Source organism: Ructibacterium gallinarum (assembly GCF_014982785.1).
Lineage (GTDB): Bacteria > Bacillota > Clostridia > Monoglobales > Monoglobaceae > Ructibacterium > Ructibacterium gallinarum.
Genome location: NZ_JADCKB010000027.1, coordinates 1 through 16370, shown reverse-complemented (window position 1 = coordinate 16370; position 16370 = coordinate 1). Strand labels below are relative to the sequence as shown.

General features: G+C 44.4%; 15 protein-coding genes. 3 read left to right on the top strand and 12 right to left on the bottom strand.

Annotation, left to right across the window (positions count from 1 at the left end; translation table 11 throughout):
• Window positions 1–3: 3 nt before the first annotated feature.
• Window positions 4–957 (bottom strand): ABC transporter permease, encoded by a 954-nt coding sequence (locus INF28_RS10800; protein WP_226393473.1) that lies wholly within the window; start codon window positions 955–957, stop codon window positions 4–6.
• A gap of 286 nt (window positions 958–1243) precedes the next feature.
• On the opposite strand from INF28_RS10800, the gene INF28_RS10795 reads away from it, so the two are divergent.
• Complete coding sequence (locus INF28_RS10795; protein ID WP_226393472.1) at window positions 1244–2707, top strand: helix-turn-helix domain-containing protein; 1464 nt, start codon at window positions 1244–1246, stop codon at window positions 2705–2707.
• Window positions 2708–2712: 5 nt separating this feature from the next.
• The gene (locus tag INF28_RS10790; RefSeq protein ID WP_226393471.1) at window positions 2713–4500 is read left to right on the top strand and encodes a sensor histidine kinase; all 1788 of its coding nucleotides are present in this window, start codon (window positions 2713–2715) and stop codon (window positions 4498–4500) included.
• Window positions 4501–4565: 65 nt separating this feature from the next.
• On the opposite strand, the gene INF28_RS10785 is transcribed toward INF28_RS10790, so the two are convergent.
• The 11 genes from INF28_RS10785 to INF28_RS10735 form a co-directional block, all read right to left on the bottom strand.
• A complete protein-coding gene (locus INF28_RS10785) occupies window positions 4566–5564 on the bottom strand; it encodes a bifunctional riboflavin kinase/FAD synthetase (RefSeq protein WP_226393470.1) in 999 nt (332 codons plus the stop codon).
• 11 nt (window positions 5565–5575) lie between these two features.
• Window positions 5576–6460 carry a tRNA pseudouridine(55) synthase TruB gene (gene truB / locus INF28_RS10780; protein ID WP_226393469.1) on the bottom strand — a complete coding sequence of 295 codons (885 nt, stop codon included), beginning with the start codon at window positions 6458–6460 and terminating at the stop codon, window positions 5576–5578.
• A gap of 32 nt (window positions 6461–6492) precedes the next feature.
• Window positions 6493–7440 carry a DHH family phosphoesterase gene (locus tag INF28_RS10775; RefSeq protein ID WP_226393468.1) on the bottom strand — a complete coding sequence of 316 codons (948 nt, stop codon included), beginning with the start codon at window positions 7438–7440 and terminating at the stop codon, window positions 6493–6495.
• A gap of 15 nt (window positions 7441–7455) precedes the next feature.
• Window positions 7456–7794: a 30S ribosome-binding factor RbfA gene (gene rbfA / locus INF28_RS10770; protein WP_226393467.1), complete on the bottom strand. Its 339-nt coding sequence runs from the start codon at window positions 7792–7794 to the stop codon at window positions 7456–7458.
• 23 nt (window positions 7795–7817) lie between these two features.
• Window positions 7818–10058, bottom strand: a complete 2241-nt coding sequence (infB, locus tag INF28_RS10765; RefSeq protein WP_226393466.1) for a translation initiation factor IF-2 — start codon at window positions 10056–10058, stop codon at window positions 7818–7820.
• 64 nt (window positions 10059–10122) lie between these two features.
• Window positions 10123–10434: a L7Ae/L30e/S12e/Gadd45 family ribosomal protein gene (locus INF28_RS10760; RefSeq protein ID WP_226393465.1), complete on the bottom strand. Its 312-nt coding sequence runs from the start codon at window positions 10432–10434 to the stop codon at window positions 10123–10125.
• Window positions 10424–10690, bottom strand: coding sequence for an RNase P modulator RnpM (rnpM, locus tag INF28_RS10755; protein WP_226393464.1), 267 nt, complete (start codon window positions 10688–10690; stop codon window positions 10424–10426). Before rnpM ends, INF28_RS10760 begins: the two co-directional genes overlap by 11 nt.
• On the bottom strand, window positions 10687–11799 hold the full coding sequence (nusA, locus tag INF28_RS10750; RefSeq protein WP_226393463.1) for a transcription termination factor NusA: 1113 nt from the start codon (window positions 11797–11799) through the stop codon (window positions 10687–10689). Before nusA ends, rnpM begins: the two co-directional genes overlap by 4 nt.
• Window positions 11800–11831: 32 nt before the next feature.
• A complete protein-coding gene (locus tag INF28_RS10745; protein WP_226393462.1) occupies window positions 11832–12296 on the bottom strand; it encodes a ribosome maturation factor RimP in 465 nt (154 codons plus the stop codon).
• 178 nt (window positions 12297–12474) lie between these two features.
• Window positions 12475–12945 (bottom strand): transcriptional regulator NrdR, encoded by a 471-nt coding sequence (gene nrdR / locus INF28_RS10740; protein ID WP_226393461.1) that lies wholly within the window; start codon window positions 12943–12945, stop codon window positions 12475–12477.
• A gap of 144 nt (window positions 12946–13089) precedes the next feature.
• Window positions 13090–15423 (bottom strand): sialate O-acetylesterase, encoded by a 2334-nt coding sequence (locus tag INF28_RS10735; RefSeq protein ID WP_226393460.1) that lies wholly within the window; start codon window positions 15421–15423, stop codon window positions 13090–13092.
• A gap of 386 nt (window positions 15424–15809) precedes the next feature.
• Between INF28_RS10735 and INF28_RS10730 the strand changes: the two genes are divergently transcribed.
• A complete protein-coding gene (locus INF28_RS10730) occupies window positions 15810–16022 on the top strand; it encodes a cold-shock protein (protein WP_226393459.1) in 213 nt (70 codons plus the stop codon).
• Window positions 16023–16370 lie beyond the last annotated feature (348 nt).

Here is a 16370-nt window from a genome sequence, read left to right as displayed (position 1 = left end):
TCCTCAGAATATGGCGCTATCCGGTTCAATTTTTCTGACTGCCAGATTGGTCAGCAGTACCATAACAAGCCCTACCATCGACTGCAGCAAACCAGCCGCAGAGGATAAAGACATATCTCCCAAACTTCTCATCACTCTGTATACATACGTGTCCATAACGTCCGTGGTGGAATACAGAGAACCCACGTCCCTTGTGACCTGATAAAATAGCCCAAAATCTGCACGAAAAATATTTCCAATGGCTAAAATTGTCAGCGTAATCGCCACAGGACGGATTCCAGGCAAAGTGATGTGCCACATACACTGCCATTTATTGGCTCCGTCAATTCTGGCGGCTTCATAATAAGTTTGATCGATTGCGGTCAGTGCCGCAAAATATATGACCGAATCCATGCCGACCCGTTTCCATACAGAAGCCAATGTCAAAATAAACGGCCAATATCTCGCTTCTGTATACCACGATACCGCTTCTCCGCCCATCCGCCGGAGCACTGAATTGATAAATCCATATTCCGGATTCAAAAATGCGTATACCATATAGCCGACCACGACCCAGGACAAAAAATACGGAACAATCAAAACGGTTTGATAGACCTTTACAAAAACACGTTTTCGCACTTCATTGAGCAGCAGTGCGACTGTAATAGAAGCAATCAAGCCTGTTACAATAAAAATGGAATTCATTCCAAGTGTGTTGCGCACCAGGCGCAAAAAATCATTGGACTTTATAAAAAACTCAAAATTTTTAAAGCCAACCCATTCGCTGCCGAAAATTCCCTTGTCAAACCGATAATCTTTAAAAGCAATCACGATCCCAAACATAGGCAGATAAGAAAAAACAAAGAATAATCCCAGCGGAATCACACACATTAAGTAAAGCTGCAAATGATTGGTGTTGTGTAAAATGCGCAAGCGCCTGTGTGCCGCGCCGCCTTTTGACAGTTTGGCTGTTTTCATAGCTGATCTCTCCCGCCCATTTATTATTTTGTATACTTTGCATAAAATATTATAATTTATTTTTCATTCCCTTGTAAATATGTTATTTTATACTTTTGGTGTGCAAAAATAAACGGATTTGCCCTTTCCGAAGAATTTGTATTGCAATTTTAACATGATTTGTATATAATCGAAAGAGAAATTCATTTTTCATAGCGCAAACGTCCGCAGATCGTATGGCTATCTAAAAAATGCAGACAATCTTTTTTATCAGTTTTTGGTTTTAACATTCTCGGGAGGAATTTGTATGTATAATCTACTCATTGTCGATGACGAACTGCTTTTTTGCCGGCAAATGGTGCACGTTCTGGATTGGGAAGCTCTGGGTTTTCACATTTCCGGCACATTTACGGATGCACAAAAGGCTCTTGATTTTATTACCGAAAACGCAGTAGATGCAATTTTAACCGATATCAAAATGCCCGGCGGGCCATCCGGCATTGATCTTGCAGAATATATCAACAGGAACTATCCAGACATTTCTGTCATAATCATGTCGGGATACCGCAGCTTTGATTACGCCCAGGCGGCCATTCGGAATAACGTTTGCGCCTATTTGACCAAGCCGATTACATATCAAGCACTCTATGAAACATTTACCGATCTAAAGGCATCTCTGGATAAACGCCAGCCGGCATATGATGCCCAGGAACTGGAAAGCCTCATACAACGCACCTGTCTGCATGAGATTCTTCTTAAAGCAGTTTCCAGTCGTGCCCAAGCTGAAGAAAAATGCTTGTCCGCAAGGCTTCCCGTCCGGATTCTGGATTTTCCCTGTTTTTATGTGCGTGCGGAATTTGCTGAATTTGACGATTTTTTAGATAAAAAATGGAAGCACGGACGGGAGAGATTTTACCAAAGTCTTTGGCACTTTTTGATTCCGGCTGACTGCGGCTATCTGTGTTATCCTCTGTTTGCCGAGAAGCAGGCCGCCTCCTTTTTGCTTTTTTCTGAAAACGGTGCACTTCCTGATTTGACCGAGCGAGCTCAGCAATATTGTGAAATTTTGGGACTGCGCTGTAATATCCGCACAACCCCGCAATATGCAGATTTGTTTGCCCTGGCTGAAGATTACGAACATTTGGCGGCCATTGACCCGGAATATACAAAAAACTCTATGGAAACACTGCTTTCACTCATTCATACGGGAAAAACCGAAGCAGCCTGCCAGGCCTTTGACCTTTTGTTCCAGCCGACTGAAATCACTCTGCAAAAAGCCCAGGATATCGCACGGACACTGCTGCAGTCTGTCCGCTCCTTCGCCGCTGACAAATCCATTTCCTATCCTTTGCTGAATACAGATGACGCAAAGGAAATACATCGTCAGCTGAGTATTTTTGTCCGTGAAACGGCACAGCAATTTCGTGACGGTCTTGGCCCTGACGGCTATGAACATCTGATCGAAAAGGCCCAGCGCTATATCCGTGAAAATTACGCCAAAGATATTACGCTAAAAGAGGTCGCCGGGTTTGTGGCACTGAATCCCATTTATTTGAGCCGCTTTTTCAAACAAAAAACAGGAGAAAAATTTATCGACTATCTAACCCGGATCCGCATGGAAAAAGCCGCAGAATTGCTGCGGCAGCCGGATATCAAAGTTTATGAAATATGCAGCCGTGTGGGATATCACAATGTCCAGCATTTTTACCGGCTGTTTAAATTGTATACGGGCTATACGCCTACAGAATACCGCGCACAGCAAAAGGAGTGAATCTTATGTTCCCCCGGGCATGGACCTATATCAAAAATTTTAGATTTCAAAGTGTCTTCTTTAAATATGTACGGTTAATTCTATGTATCATTATTGTCCCTATTCTGCTTATCAATGTATGTGTATTTTTTATTTACAGCCAAATTAACGAAAAAGATACCGCCTCTTCACATTTGCAAACCCTTGCCCAAAGCATGAACGCCGCAAACCTGGTTTTTCAGGAAGTAGATAATTTACGCCGGTCCATCACAGGCAATCCTACCGTCCTACGGGTTCTGTCAAACGAGACAGGTACGTCTCCCATGGAAGATCTCCAAAGCTTTGCTTTCTCGCTTGCGGAGACGGTTTCCACACATCCCTATCTCCAGTCCGTGTATGTTTATAATTATGCAACAAATTACTGCCATGCAAGCAAAAACAGCGCCTTCTTTCCCATGTTCTATGACCCAGGATTCCTGGAGCAAAAAAACGACAGCAAGGTTTCTGAAATCGGCATCTGGAACCGTGAAGTACCTGCGTTTGGGGGCGCCGCTTCTGTCTCTGTTCTCACCGTTCGTTCACCCATTTATATTCACGACCAGCTGGCTGGGCTTTTTATTATCAACCTAAGCCTTCAGGAACTGACCAATTTGATTGCACCAATTGAAACTGATGAAACCCTGCTTCTGGTTGATGAAAACGGACAGGTACTTTTTTCCTCTTCGGTTGATTATATAGGAAAAATGTTTGCAGATACATATCTCCCCGCAGCCAAAGTACAAGGAAATACCTCTTTTTCGTTCTGCCGGCAAAACGGCAGTTATATTTCCTGCCTGTCCGACACCAATAACCGCCGTCAATGCTATTTATACACCCCGGTTTCTTCCGGGAAGGCCTCTTCCATGCTGGGACTCTCCGCACTTTTATTTATTGTTATTTCAGTTTTAGGCAGTTTGATTCTTTCTTTTCTAATTACCACAAAATTTTATCAATCGCTTATCCGGCTGATTCAGGCGGTGCAATTTCCGGACACAGCGGAACCCGGTGCAGACAGCAGTTCCGGTGCCAGCGATTATAATGAGTTTACTTATATCACAGATAACATTGCGAAAATTACAGATAAAAACAAAGAATTTGAAAAAAAATTAATGGAACAGCTGGAAAAACTGAAAAAAAGTCAATCCATAGCGCTGCAAACGCAGATGAATCCTCATTTTCTTTTCAATACGCTCCAGGCTGTCAATCTCATGACAATCGGTACATTTAAAGAGGATAACAAAATTACGCAAATCGTCGCACTTCTTGCAGATCTGCTGCACTATATGCTGGATACCAAAACCATTCTGGTGCCTTTAGAACAGGAAATAGAACTGACGGAAAAATATTTAAAAATTCAAAACATCAAATACTGCGATCAGTTTATGATCCACTGGGATATTGCCGAAAATACTGCCAAATGCCGGGTTATTAAACTGATTTTGCAGCCGATTGTGGAAAATGCCATTTTGCATGGTATTTTACCCGCAAAACGGCCGGGAAATATTTGGATCTCCTCAAAACGGACCAAAGAACTGCTATATCTTACAATAGAAGATGACGGTGCTGGCATTCCCGATGCTCAGCTTCATGAATATCAAAAATATTTAGGCGACAGCACCATCCGGGAATCCGAGCATTTGGGTCTGACCAACACCCATCAAAGGATACAGCTGATTTTCGGCAAAGAATACGGATTGACTTTAAAAAAAGGCTCCGCAGGAGGAACCAAAGTGGAGTTAAAAATGCCGGTTACCGAACTTGCCAAGGAAACCTGACAAATAAAACACAAAACAAAAAGAGCATATCCTCTCTCAAAAAACTCTGCCAGAGGGGATATGCTCTATTTTCTCTCACTGTTCGGTCCAACATGCAAAGAAAAACGCTGCGTTTCTTTTCCGAAAAACATCTGCGCAGTTTTCTTGTCCGATTCCAGCTGTCGCTTCAGCTGATCCAGATTCTCAAATTTTGTTATACCGCGAATGTAATAATAAAACTGAATCTCAATGGGTTTTCCGTAAATATCCCCGGAAAACGCCAGTAAATGCGATTCAATACATAAGCTGTTCTTTTTTACCGTAGGTTTATCCCCCACATTGGTAATCGAACGATACCACTTGCCTTCTGCCATGGTCCTGCTGACATAAACACCGTAATGCGGCAAAACAACGCCTTCCGGCATGGCAATATTGGCGGTGGGAAATCCCATAGTACGCCCCAGCTGATTTCCATCGATCACCGTCCCGCTTAAAGAAAACGGCCGGCCCAGGCAGGCCGCCGCCTCCTCCATTTTCCCGTCCTGAATCAAACTGCGGACACGGGTGCTGGAAACCGGATATCCTTCCAACGCAACACAGGGAATCTCATCAATCCGAATTCCTTCCCGTCTGCAAAGCGCACACAGTGTATGAATATCGCCCTCTCCCCTGCAGCCGAAATGATAATTGAACCCCGCCGCAACATACTTAGCATGCAGCCAGTTTTTTAAATAATCCAAAACAAAGGTTTCCGCAGAAATTGCAGCAAATTCAGGCGTAAACCACTGTGCGATCACCACATCTACACCCAATTCTTTCAAAATTTGAATCCGGCCTTCAAAGGTGTTTACCGCCGGGACAGGAACACCGCCCAAAACGCTTCGGGGCTGATTGCGAAACAAATACACCACCGAAGTCAAATCCATTTTTTTGGCATATTCCACAACCTGACGGATCAACATCTGATGCCCGATATGTACTGCATCAAAGCTTCCAAGTGCTACAGCGGTTCCCCGCTTCTGCCAATTCTCATGCTGCAAATCCTTTCTGGGATCCTCCTGCGTATAGACCCGCACTGCTTTCACACTCCCGTTTTTTAATTTTCCGTTCCAAAGAAAGTTTTCACAAGTTTTAACACACCGTTTTCCGCACGGGAAACCGATAAGAATTTTCCTTTTTCATTGTAAACCCGGTAAAGCACACCGTCATTCATCCCTGGCGTCGAAACCTGAACGCCATGGCACATTTTTTCCGCTTTTCGCTCGGATAAATATAAAGCTGGCATATCAGAAAACACCCGGTCAACAGGAATAAAAAAGGAACTGTCTCCATGCTGCACCGCATCTTCTATCTGTTCCAGCGTCAGTGCATTTTTTAGATCAAACTGTCCGGAACGAGTCCGGCAAAGCGCTGACATATGCGCAAAACATCCCAGTTTTCGTCCAATATCCTGACAAAGGGTGCGAATATAGGTTCCCTTTGAGCAATCCACCAAAATGGAAAAGGAGCGGTTTTCCAAGTCCATGGAAAGCACTTCAATCCTATGGATATAAATTTTCCGGGGCTGGCGCTCCACCTCTACCCCTGCCCGTGCCAATTCGTAAAGCTTTTTTCCATTCTGCTTGATTGCCGAATACATGGGAGGGATCTGGCTTCCTTCTCCTACAAAGCTTCGGACGATACGAAAGACTTCTTCTTCCGTCACAGCAGCATCGCTGCTGCAAATAATACGGCCGGAAGCATCCTGCGTATCTGTCTCGGCGCCTAAGCGCACCTGGGCCTCATACTGTTTATCTTTGGCAGAAAGAAGTTCCACCGCTTTGGTAGCCTGTCCTACACACACCGGCAAAACACCGGTGGCGTCAGGATCCAATGTCCCTGTATGGCCGATTTTCCTGATATTTAAAATTTTTCGCAGCCGTGCTACCACATCATGAGAGGTAAACCCTATTGGCTTATTTACATTGATGATACCATTCATTCTCTTTTTCCCTCTTATTTTATTTTGTCCATTTACAGCTGCTTTTGAAGCTGCTCGATGGCATCTTCTATAATATCCTGCGGATCCAAGGTCTGAAATACAGAATATCCACTGGCACGCACATGTCCGCCGCCGCCCATTACAGCAGCCACAGCCGCCACATCAACCTTGCCAGCCGATCGTAGACTAACCTTGTATTCACTGCCTCTCCTTCGAAGGTAGATACCTGCCTCAACACCCTCTATGCTGACAGGCAAAGTAACGATTCCCGGCGCCTGCGATTCCTCGATGCCTGCTTTTTGAAAATCTTCTTCCGAAAGGTAAAGTGCAGCTATTTTCCCGTCTTGATAAAGAGACAGCCGATCCAAAGCAATTCGCATTAGATGATAATATTCCATGGTTTTGGTATCAAACAATTTTTTGGATATTTCCGCAAAATCCACACCAGCTTCGACCAGCGCGGCCGCCGCACGAAAGGTATCCGCAGTCAGACCTTCGTACTTAAAATTTCCGGTGTCGCTCACCATACCAATATACAAATTACGTGCAACGGTGCCGGACAAGGGTACCTGCATGGCACGATACAGCCCCAGCATCAGCTCGCAGGTAGAAGAAATTCCCTCAACAACCGTTTCCTTGGCAAAAGGCTGATGTGTAACATGGTGATCCATGGCCACCGTATTGGCATGGGACAGGAAAAAAGCCTCATCCTCCCCCAAGCGCTTGGAATCACCGCAATCCAGGGCAACCAGCAGATCACATTCGCTTTTATCCAAAGCGCTGTCCGCACCTTTAAAAATCAGATGCAGTGCTGCACTGTCGGGATGGGACTGCAAAAAGACAGCCGCCTGCTTTCCCATTCCTTCCAGCACCAATTTCAAAGAATATGCACTGCCCATAGCGTCTCCATCCGGATTCGTATGGGTAAAAATTCCAATTTTCTCCGCATTGCACAAAGCAGAAATCATTTTTTCAAACATACGCTTTCCCTCTGCCTACAATTCTTTTAAAATTTCGTTGATATGCGAACCATATGCAATCGAATCATCTGCCACAAAAGTAAATTCCGGTGTATTGCGCAAATTCAGCCGATGTCCGATCTCTCGCCGGATAAACCCACCAGCGCTTTTTAAAGCTTCCATACCATCTTTTACCGTCTTTTCATCACCCATAATGCTAATATAAGCTTTTGCAAACTTTAAATCCTTTGTCACACGGACATTTACGACCGAAACCATAGCCGGCAGTCGTGGATCTTTGAGATCCCGAATAACCGCACTCAGTTCACGCTTCACTTCTTCTGAAATTCGGTCTATTCTACTGTAATTTGCCATAATTCCTCCATTTGGTGAGATCTTTACGCCTCGATCTGTTCCATAACATATGCTTCTATAATATCTCCATCTTTGATATCATTATACTTGTCAATACTCAAACCACACTCATATCCGGCAGTAACCTCCTTGACATCATCTTTAAACCGCTTCAACGATGCCAGCTCACCCTCATGAATCACAATTCCATCACGAACAACTCTTACCTTGCTGCCGCGCTGAATCTTACCATCCTGAACATAGGCACCACCGATAGTACCCACGCCAGAAACCTTAAAGGTGGTGCGAATCTCCACATGCCCAATTACCGCCTCACGGAACACCGGTTCAAGCATACCCTTCATTGCCTTTTCAATATCCTCAATCGCATCATAAATAACACGGTAAAGCCGAATATCCACGTCTGCATCCGCAGCCGCCTCTGCAGCTCCATTAGTAGGACGCACATTAAAGCCAACAATGATTGCATTGGATGCACTTGCAAGCATGACATCCGATTCCGTCACCGCACCAACCGCACCATGAATGATATTCACACGCACCTCATCGTTGGTAATGCGCTCCAAGGACTGCCGTACAGCTTCCACACTTCCCTGTACATCTGCTTTCACGATGATGCTCAGCTCTTTCATCTTGCCGGCTTCGATCTGCTCAAACAAATTATCCAAAGAAACTGTAGTAGTTTTTTTCTGCCGTTCCTGCTTTTCTTTAAATTTCCTATTTTCAACGACGGCTCTTGCCTTACGCTCATCCTCTACAACATAAAAGACGTCTCCGCCCTCAGGAACCTCAGAGAGCCCCAGGATTTCCACCGGAATGGACGGACCGGCCTTTTTCACGCTTCGGCCCTTGTCATCATTCATCGCACGGACATGACCCATAGCCGTACCTGCAACCACCAGATCTCCTACCCGTAAGGTTCCATTCTGTACCAGAACAGACGCAACCGGTCCGCGGCCTTTATCCAGTTGTGCTTCGATAACAGTTCCCTTTGCCGGCCGGTCGGGGTTGGCCTTTAACTCCTTCATCTCTGCCACCAGCAGAACCATTTCCAAAAGCTGGTCGATGTTCGTCCCTTTCTTAGCAGAAACCTCCACGCAGATGGTATCGCCGCCCCATTCTTCCGGGACGAGACCGTGCTCTGTCAATTCCTGACGGACTCTATCGGGGTTTGCACCTTCTTTATCGATCTTATTGATGGCAACAATAATGGATACCTCTGCGGCACGGGCGTGGTTGATTGCTTCAATCGTCTGCGGCATAATACCATCATCTGCCGCCACCACCAAAATTGCAATATCCGTAACCAGAGCTCCGCGGGCGCGCATTGCAGTAAAGGCTTCATGCCCAGGCGTGTCTAAGAAGGTAATTTTCTTATCACCCACCCGAACACGGTATGCACCGATATGCTGCGTTATTCCGCCAAATTCTCCCTCTGTCACATTGGTATTACGGATGCAGTCAAGCAAAGATGTCTTTCCGTGATCAACGTGTCCCATAACCACCACAACAGGTGATCTGGGTTTTAAGCTCTCCGGTGCATCCTCAACATCATTAAACAGCTTTTCTTCATCTGTAAGAATAATTTCCTTTTCAAAAGTACATCCCAATTCTTCGGCAATTAAGGAAGCCGTATCAAAATCCAGATTTTCATTGACGGAAGCCATAATTCCCAGCAGCATCAACTTTTTGATGACCTCTGCGGCAGGCTTCTTCATCCGTTCCGCCAATTCTCCAACGGTAATGGTTTCCGGAATCAGAATATGCAGTTTTTCTACCTTTTTCTTCTTTTCCGTCTTCTTAATCAGATCTTCTGGCTGATTTTTGGATCTGGCGTTCTGCGGCTTACCCTGCTGTTTTTTCTTTTGATTGATCTTCTGCTTCTTTTTGCCGCCTTCTTCCCGAACATTCTCCGGGATCAATTCTTCGATTTTCTCATCATCGATTCGATCCAGATCTACCGTATTGACACGAGTATCCACCATCCGAACTTTACGGCCAATCTCAATTTCCTCCATGGGAATTTCTTCCGTAATTTCCGGTTCGACCGGTTCCACCTCTTCCTTCTTTTGAGGCTCATACATCGAAAAATCCGGCACCTGATTTTTCTGGGTATAATATTCAAAGATTACATCCAGTTCATATTCTGACAAGGCACTCATATGGTTTTTGGTCGACACCTCGTAGTCATGCAAGACTTTAACAATCTCCTTGCTTGGAATCCCAAAAGCTTTGGAAAGCTCATAGGCTCTAATTTTTTCCATATTCGTCACTCTCCTTCCGCAGCCCAACAGGCCGCCATTTTCTTCATGCGGCCCGGCCGCCGCATTATCCCTCTTGCGCTTGCGCAAGCAACTTTATCTGTTCTGCAAAATGGATGTCTGTTATAGCCAGAACCACCGCAATTTCACGGCCCACTGCAGAACCCATTGCAAACCGGTCGCCTACGGAAATCAAAGGGATTTTTCTGAAATCACTTATATTTTGAAAACGTTTTTCGGTATGCGCCGCAGCATCCTTTGCAAGCATCAGCAGTTCCGCACGCCCCGATCGAGCCACCTCCATTGCCTTTTGCTCTCCCACAGCCGCTTTCCCGGCACGTACAGCCAGTCCCAGCATTCCACTTAATTTACGATTCATTCGGCCATGCCTCCGCCTCTTTTTCCAATTTATCATAAACAGATGCTTCTATGGGCTGTGAAAAAGCACGTTCCAAGGCCCGGCGTTTTCTGGCAAGCTGTACGCATTTTTTTTGTTTACAAAAATACGCTCCGCGTCCCGGCGCTTTCCCCGACAGATCCAAAACCACCTCTCCGGTTTGGTTTGCTGTCATTCGGATCAACTCCTGTTTTTCCCGCCGGGTTCGGCACACCATACACATCCGCATTGGTTTCATTCTTCAACCGCCTCTTGTTTTTCTACTTCCTCTTCCACAACGTTATCAGATGTCTGCTCTTCCACGGCATCTTTTTTTCTGGGATCTGGCGCAGAACTCAAATCAATTTTCCAGCCGGTCAGCCGTGCTGCAAGTCGGACATTTTGCCCCTCTCTGCCGATAGCAAGCGAAAGCTGGCTTTCCGGAACCACCACACGGCACATCCGGTTTTCTTCATCGACTTCAATAGATAAAACATCAGCAGGGCTCAAGGCATTTGCTACATATTCCGCAGGATCATCACTGTATTTGATAATATCAATCTTTTCACCGCGAAGTTCCGAAATAACATTCTGCACCCGCATTCCCTTGGGGCCGATACAGGTTCCTACCGGGTCCACATTTTCCTTCACGGAATGCACCGCAATCTTGCTACGGGATCCGGGTTCTCTGGACAATGCTTTAATTTCAATAATTCCTTCCCCAATTTCCGGAACCTCCAGCTCCAAAAGCCGGCGCACCAAACCGGGATGTGAGCGGGACACCACCAAATGAACACCTTTCACAGAATCTGCAACTTCTACTACAAATACCTTATACCGTTCTCCAACTTTATAGTTGTCATTGCGCACCTGCTCATTCGGCATCAGAACTGATTCCGTATTTTCTATCTCCAGCATGACGTTCCGGCGTTCTATTCTCCGCACTACAGCGGTTGCAATATCATTTTCACGCTCAGAATACTCATTTACCATCTTCTCCCGCTCTGCTTCATGCATTCTCTGAAAGACCACCTGCCGTGCCGTCTGGGCAGCAATTCGTCCAAAGGATTTGGGAGTAACTTCAAATTCAGCAACATCACCAATTTCATATTTTTCATTTACTTTTTTTGCCTCAGCCAGTGAAATTTCATTTTCGCGGTCTGCAACGGTCTCTACTACATTTTTCCGTGCAATAATCCGAATCCCACCGCCTTCTTCATCAAAAATCACCCGTACATCCTGCGCCGCACCGAAATGCTTCCGATAAGCAGAAATCAATGCACTCTCCAGCGCATCTAAAATCACATCACGGCTGATTCCTTTTTCTTCCTCAATCAATTCCAAAGATTCAAACAATTCCGAACTCATTTTTTTGACCATTCCTTTCCAAAATATTCAGCTTAAAAGTCAAAATGCAAATGCACCACAGTTGTTTCCTTCTGCGGGATTTCCATACTGCCGTTTTCTGTTTCCAATACAAGGATACCATCCTTGTATTCCTTTAAAACACCTGTCAGCTGTTTGGCTCCGCTGGCAGCACGATATAACCCCACATCAATCACAGACCCCAAATACCGCATAAAATGCTCTGGCGTCTTCAACTTTCTCTCAATCCCTGGGGAAGAAACCTCTAAATAATAAGCGTCTGTAATCGGATCTTCCCGATCCAGCACTTCACTCAAAGCACGGCTCACCGTCTCACAGGTATCCAGTGAAACATTTTCATCCTCATTATCAATATAAATCCGCAGAAACCAAATTCCGCCTTCCTTTACATACTCCACATCATAAAGGCTGCATCCTGCAGCTTTAATGACAGGTTCAGCTATATGCTGTATATTTTTTTCCGTTTTTGAATATGCCATACACTTTCTCCTTTTCTGCTTCTGCAGTTATATCGCTACGCAAAGAGAAAGAGTGAGGCTTGCCTCACTCTTCTGTCACAAGTATATTCTAACTTTAATAGTATACCATGAAAAGCATGTCGTGTCAAGAGATTTTTCATGAAAAACAACGTTCTTCGCTCAGACACACCTACTTTTTTCATTTATCATCCTGCTCTTTCTGGCTGGTCAATTTTGCCAGTTCTTCCTTAAAGGTTTCAATATCCTTAAACTGTTTGTAGACCGAAGCAAAACGAACATAGGCCACTTCATCAATTTTGCGGAGCCTTTCCATCACCATTTCGCCAATTTTTTGCGAAGAAACTTCTCTCGCTAACGAATTATGGATTTCCCCTTCGATTTCATCCAACATACTATCGATTGCATGCAGAGAAACCGGCCGGCTGGCACAGGAATTTAAAATCCCTCGCTGTAATTTTTCACGGTCAAAACTCTGTCTGGAACCGTCTTTTTTAATTACTATGATCGGTGCACTTTCAATTTTTTCATAGGTCGTAAATCTCTTACCGCAGTTTAAGCACTCCCTTCTGCGCCGGATGGCAGTGCCATCCTCTGTAGAACGGGAATCCACCACTTTACTTTCCAAGTGACCACAATAGTAACAACGCATCCATCAATCCCTCCCGGATTTTTATATCCGTTTTCTATAATAAATAGATTTCATTGGTTTCAGTATACCCAAAGGAAAGCTTTTTGTCAACTTTTTAAAGCACGCCTCAAAAAATTGTTAGAAAAACGTAATATAACGTAACATTTAGTTTTTTTCTACCTCCTCTTCCGGAAGCTGAGTACAAAATGCAAGAGCCGGCAATCCACTGCTATCCGTCAGATTTGGCATTTCCGGATAGGCCCCCCAGGCGTATCTCACTGCCACCGGTTCAGGAACCTGATCACTATGTACCAGCACCTTGTTTCCCTGTATTACAGCCGATGCTCGAACAAAAACGCCGTCTCTTCCGGCAATTTCAAACTCCTGAGGCACGCTGGTATCCAAGCCATTTTGCGCAATCAGCTTTTCCGTTGTTTTATCCGCATACCGTTCCTTTGGCAAGACCGTAAGGTTTCCGGTACACGTAAATGTCAATTCCGCCGTATCTCCGATAATCTTTATGGATTCATAAACAGGCCCTGACACAGCAATGTTCGGTTCTCCGTATACATCTCGTTTAGCATACCGTAAAAAACGTTCCGCAACCTCTTTCTTCTGATGCGGATGAATATCTTCCCGGCAGCTTCCCGTTCCGCCTTCATATTCGCCGTACAAATCCATTAGAGAAATAATACCAGCATTTTTCGGCTCTTTAATTTCTGCCAGCGCAAGTCGCTGTCCTTCGCGAATCATACTTTCGTCCTTTTTATAACGGGTCAGCTGTGCCCAATAAAAAGGCAAGTCTTCCCCCCAAATCTGCCGGTAATAATCTACCAATCCCGCCATAGCATCACGATACTGTTCCGTCGTCAAATGCGTCCGATATTGATCTGCTTCTCCCTGATACATCAAAATACCACGTATCTGCAATTTGGAAAAAGGAGCAACCCTATTAAAATACAATCCTCCATCTGTAGAAGTAAAGCTTCCAAAAGTTTCGCCAAAAGGTATCCAGCGGTTAATTTCTGTATCTCCAACCGCCGCGCTCAAAATGCCAACAGGAATATTATATTCTCTCTCAATCCCCTGGGCGAAGTAATATCCTACTGCTGAGCAATAATTAGCAGCATCACGGTTCATTTCGCTCCAAGCAGGAGTATCGTTTTCAATGGGCAGACTATTTACCGGCGCACCCGCTCCACCAATTCCTTTATCCCATAGGTTCAAGAGCCGGATATTGGAATTTTCTACTTCGCGTTTTCCCTGTTCAGAATCCAAGTATGCAGCGGTATCCTCTCCTCCAAGCATATAATAATCCATATTAGATTGACCCACACAGAGCCAGACGTCCCCAAAGATAATATTTTCGAATTTTTTAAACTGTGTACCACAACGAATAGTAAGCGTATACTGTCCTCCAGGAGAAAAACTTCCAAGCTCTACTTCCCAGTCGGAACCATTCCCGGTTTGGGTCTGTACTGCGACCTTACCACCCATAACATTTTCCAGCGTAACCTCTACCGTACTCATCGCAGGAGCTTTTCCCCAAACCGTCAGTGGTTTATCCGCCTGAAGCATCATATTATCCGAGAACAAATTTGAAACGGAAAAATCTGAAGTGGCACCAGAATACCGATACTGAAGCGGTTGTGCCAACGCAGGGCTCCCGTCTTCTTCCCAAACCGTAATCCGATAACTATCTCCCAGTTCATGTACAAGACCAGGTATATATAAATCTATCTCCGTTTGTGTATCTGGCACAAATTTCTGATCGCTCAAATAACAGTTTTTCATAATCCCACTGTAATTATAAACAGCAGTTACCAACCGGGCATCCATCTCTTTCTGCGCATCATATGCATAAAGCCGAAGATGAAGATCGCTTTTTCCTTTTTCTGAACTCTGTGTATAATTCCACTCTGGGTATTCCAGCCACTCCACCTCTGCAAGCTTTGCGCCGGCAGGAATTTCCAATCGTACATACCGATATTCCCCAGCGCCGCCGAACATAAGTTCGTGCCATCCAGCCGTCAAATCACCGCTATCCTTCGGCTCAGCTACCGCGGCTTCTAAAAAAGTTTTATTATCCTTAGAAACCAAAAAACGCATACCAATACATCGATTTGGATCTGCATCTTCCTCCGCCGAAGGTAAAAAGCGAACACCTGCCAACATTTTTTCCGTACCCAAATCCAGGGTTATTTTTTGCGTTCCATTTTCATCACCAGCAAAGGTGTTCTCCTGCCCATCATAAATATTTTTCCATATTTCAAATGTATTTCTTGGACACTGTAAATTTTTTTCGTTGACCTGCAGCATTATAGCTTCACAGCGTGCATACATTTTAAGGTCAGGCTCGATTGCCGTTTCTCGGGACTGTTCTCCCTGAAACCAGTCCTTTAAATTCCAGGCAAAAGCTGGACTCTCCAATATAAAAATACTCAAAATAAAAGACAGCACCACCGCCGGGAGCCATCCCCTTCTTCTCCCTTTGCGCATGCTACCGCCTCCTCTGTCTAAACACAATTTAATTTGAGGATATTTTACAACATTTCCCCGTTTTTGTCAACCAAATCCCTATTTCTTTCACCTTGAATTTTTATAAAAATATTTCAACTAAATGAAAAAGTAACCAGTGTTTTAGGCAATTTTTATAGTTTTAATTAAAATAAATAAAGATTTTCATAAAAAAAGCTTGATTTTTTTTCCAATCCGTGGTATACTATTTTATGTATCCAGGATCATTCTTTGTACTCACAGTTTTGTAAGTCACGGTTTATGGTTTACAAAAATTGTGGGATTTTTCTTTATGCAAAAGAAAACGAACTTAGTACAATGATTGTTTCATCACGGAATACAAATATTATATTTGGAGGTACCATAACATGAATCACGGTACAGTAAAATGGTTTAACCCAGCAAAAGGCTTCGGCTTCATTTCTGACGACAACGGCGGCGACGATGTTTTTGTTCACTTTTCTGCAATCGTAGCGGATGGTTTCAAAACTCTGGAAGAAGGCCAGAAGGTCACCTATGACACTGAGCCGGATCCCAAGGATGCCAGCAAGCTTCGTGCAGTAGACGTTCGCACTGTGTAATTCAGGCGTATTCCAAATATCCAGCTCTACGCCGTATCAGTTTCAAAAGTTCTGCGCATTTTGCGGGTTAACTCCGAATATTGTTATTTCGTATAGTTGATATCATGGAAAAACTGTTACCGCCGTAGAAAATATGTGCGGTCGGATGACCGGAAGCTCAATGCCTTCCGGTCATTATTTTATGAAAAAACGGGGAAGAATGTATTATCTATTCTTCCCCGCAGACTGTCGAAAAAGCTCAGCAAAAGCTGGGCTTTTTGTTTGTTATGTGGTAAAATAAGGTTGGGTGATAAAAATGCTAAGAACAAACAAGAAAGAACGAAATCAAGTAGAAATATTTTCAATAGA

Bases quoted from the DNA above. Each gene is read 5' to 3' on its own strand.
- truB (WP_226393469.1), bottom strand. From the start codon at position 6,460: ATGAATGGTATCATCAATGTAAATAAGCCAATAGGGTTTACCTCTCAT.
- nrdR (WP_226393461.1), bottom strand. From the start codon at position 12,945: ATGCGTTGTTACTATTGTGGTCACTTGGAAAGTAAAGTGGTGGATTCC.
- infB (WP_226393466.1), bottom strand. From the start codon at position 10,058: ATGGAAAAAATTAGAGCCTATGAGCTTTCCAAAGCTTTTGGGATTCCA.
- INF28_RS10730 (WP_226393459.1), top strand. From the start codon at position 15,810: ATGAATCACGGTACAGTAAAATGGTTTAACCCAGCAAAAGGCTTCGGC.
- INF28_RS10800 (WP_226393473.1), bottom strand. From the start codon at position 957: ATGAAAACAGCCAAACTGTCAAAAGGCGGCGCGGCACACAGGCGCTTG.
- nusA (WP_226393463.1), bottom strand. From the start codon at position 11,799: ATGAGTTCGGAATTGTTTGAATCTTTGGAATTGATTGAGGAAGAAAAA.
- INF28_RS10795 (WP_226393472.1), top strand. From the start codon at position 1,244: ATGTATAATCTACTCATTGTCGATGACGAACTGCTTTTTTGCCGGCAA.
- rbfA (WP_226393467.1), bottom strand. From the start codon at position 7,794: ATGGCAAATTACAGTAGAATAGACCGAATTTCAGAAGAAGTGAAGCGT.
- INF28_RS10760 (WP_226393465.1), bottom strand. From the start codon at position 10,434: ATGAATCGTAAATTAAGTGGAATGCTGGGACTGGCTGTACGTGCCGGG.
- rnpM (WP_226393464.1), bottom strand. From the start codon at position 10,690: ATGAAACCAATGCGGATGTGTATGGTGTGCCGAACCCGGCGGGAAAAA.
- INF28_RS10790 (WP_226393471.1), top strand. From the start codon at position 2,713: ATGTTCCCCCGGGCATGGACCTATATCAAAAATTTTAGATTTCAAAGT.
- INF28_RS10775 (WP_226393468.1), bottom strand. From the start codon at position 7,440: ATGTTTGAAAAAATGATTTCTGCTTTGTGCAATGCGGAGAAAATTGGA.
- INF28_RS10745 (WP_226393462.1), bottom strand. From the start codon at position 12,296: ATGGCATATTCAAAAACGGAAAAAAATATACAGCATATAGCTGAACCT.
- INF28_RS10735 (WP_226393460.1), bottom strand. From the start codon at position 15,423: ATGCGCAAAGGGAGAAGAAGGGGATGGCTCCCGGCGGTGGTGCTGTCT.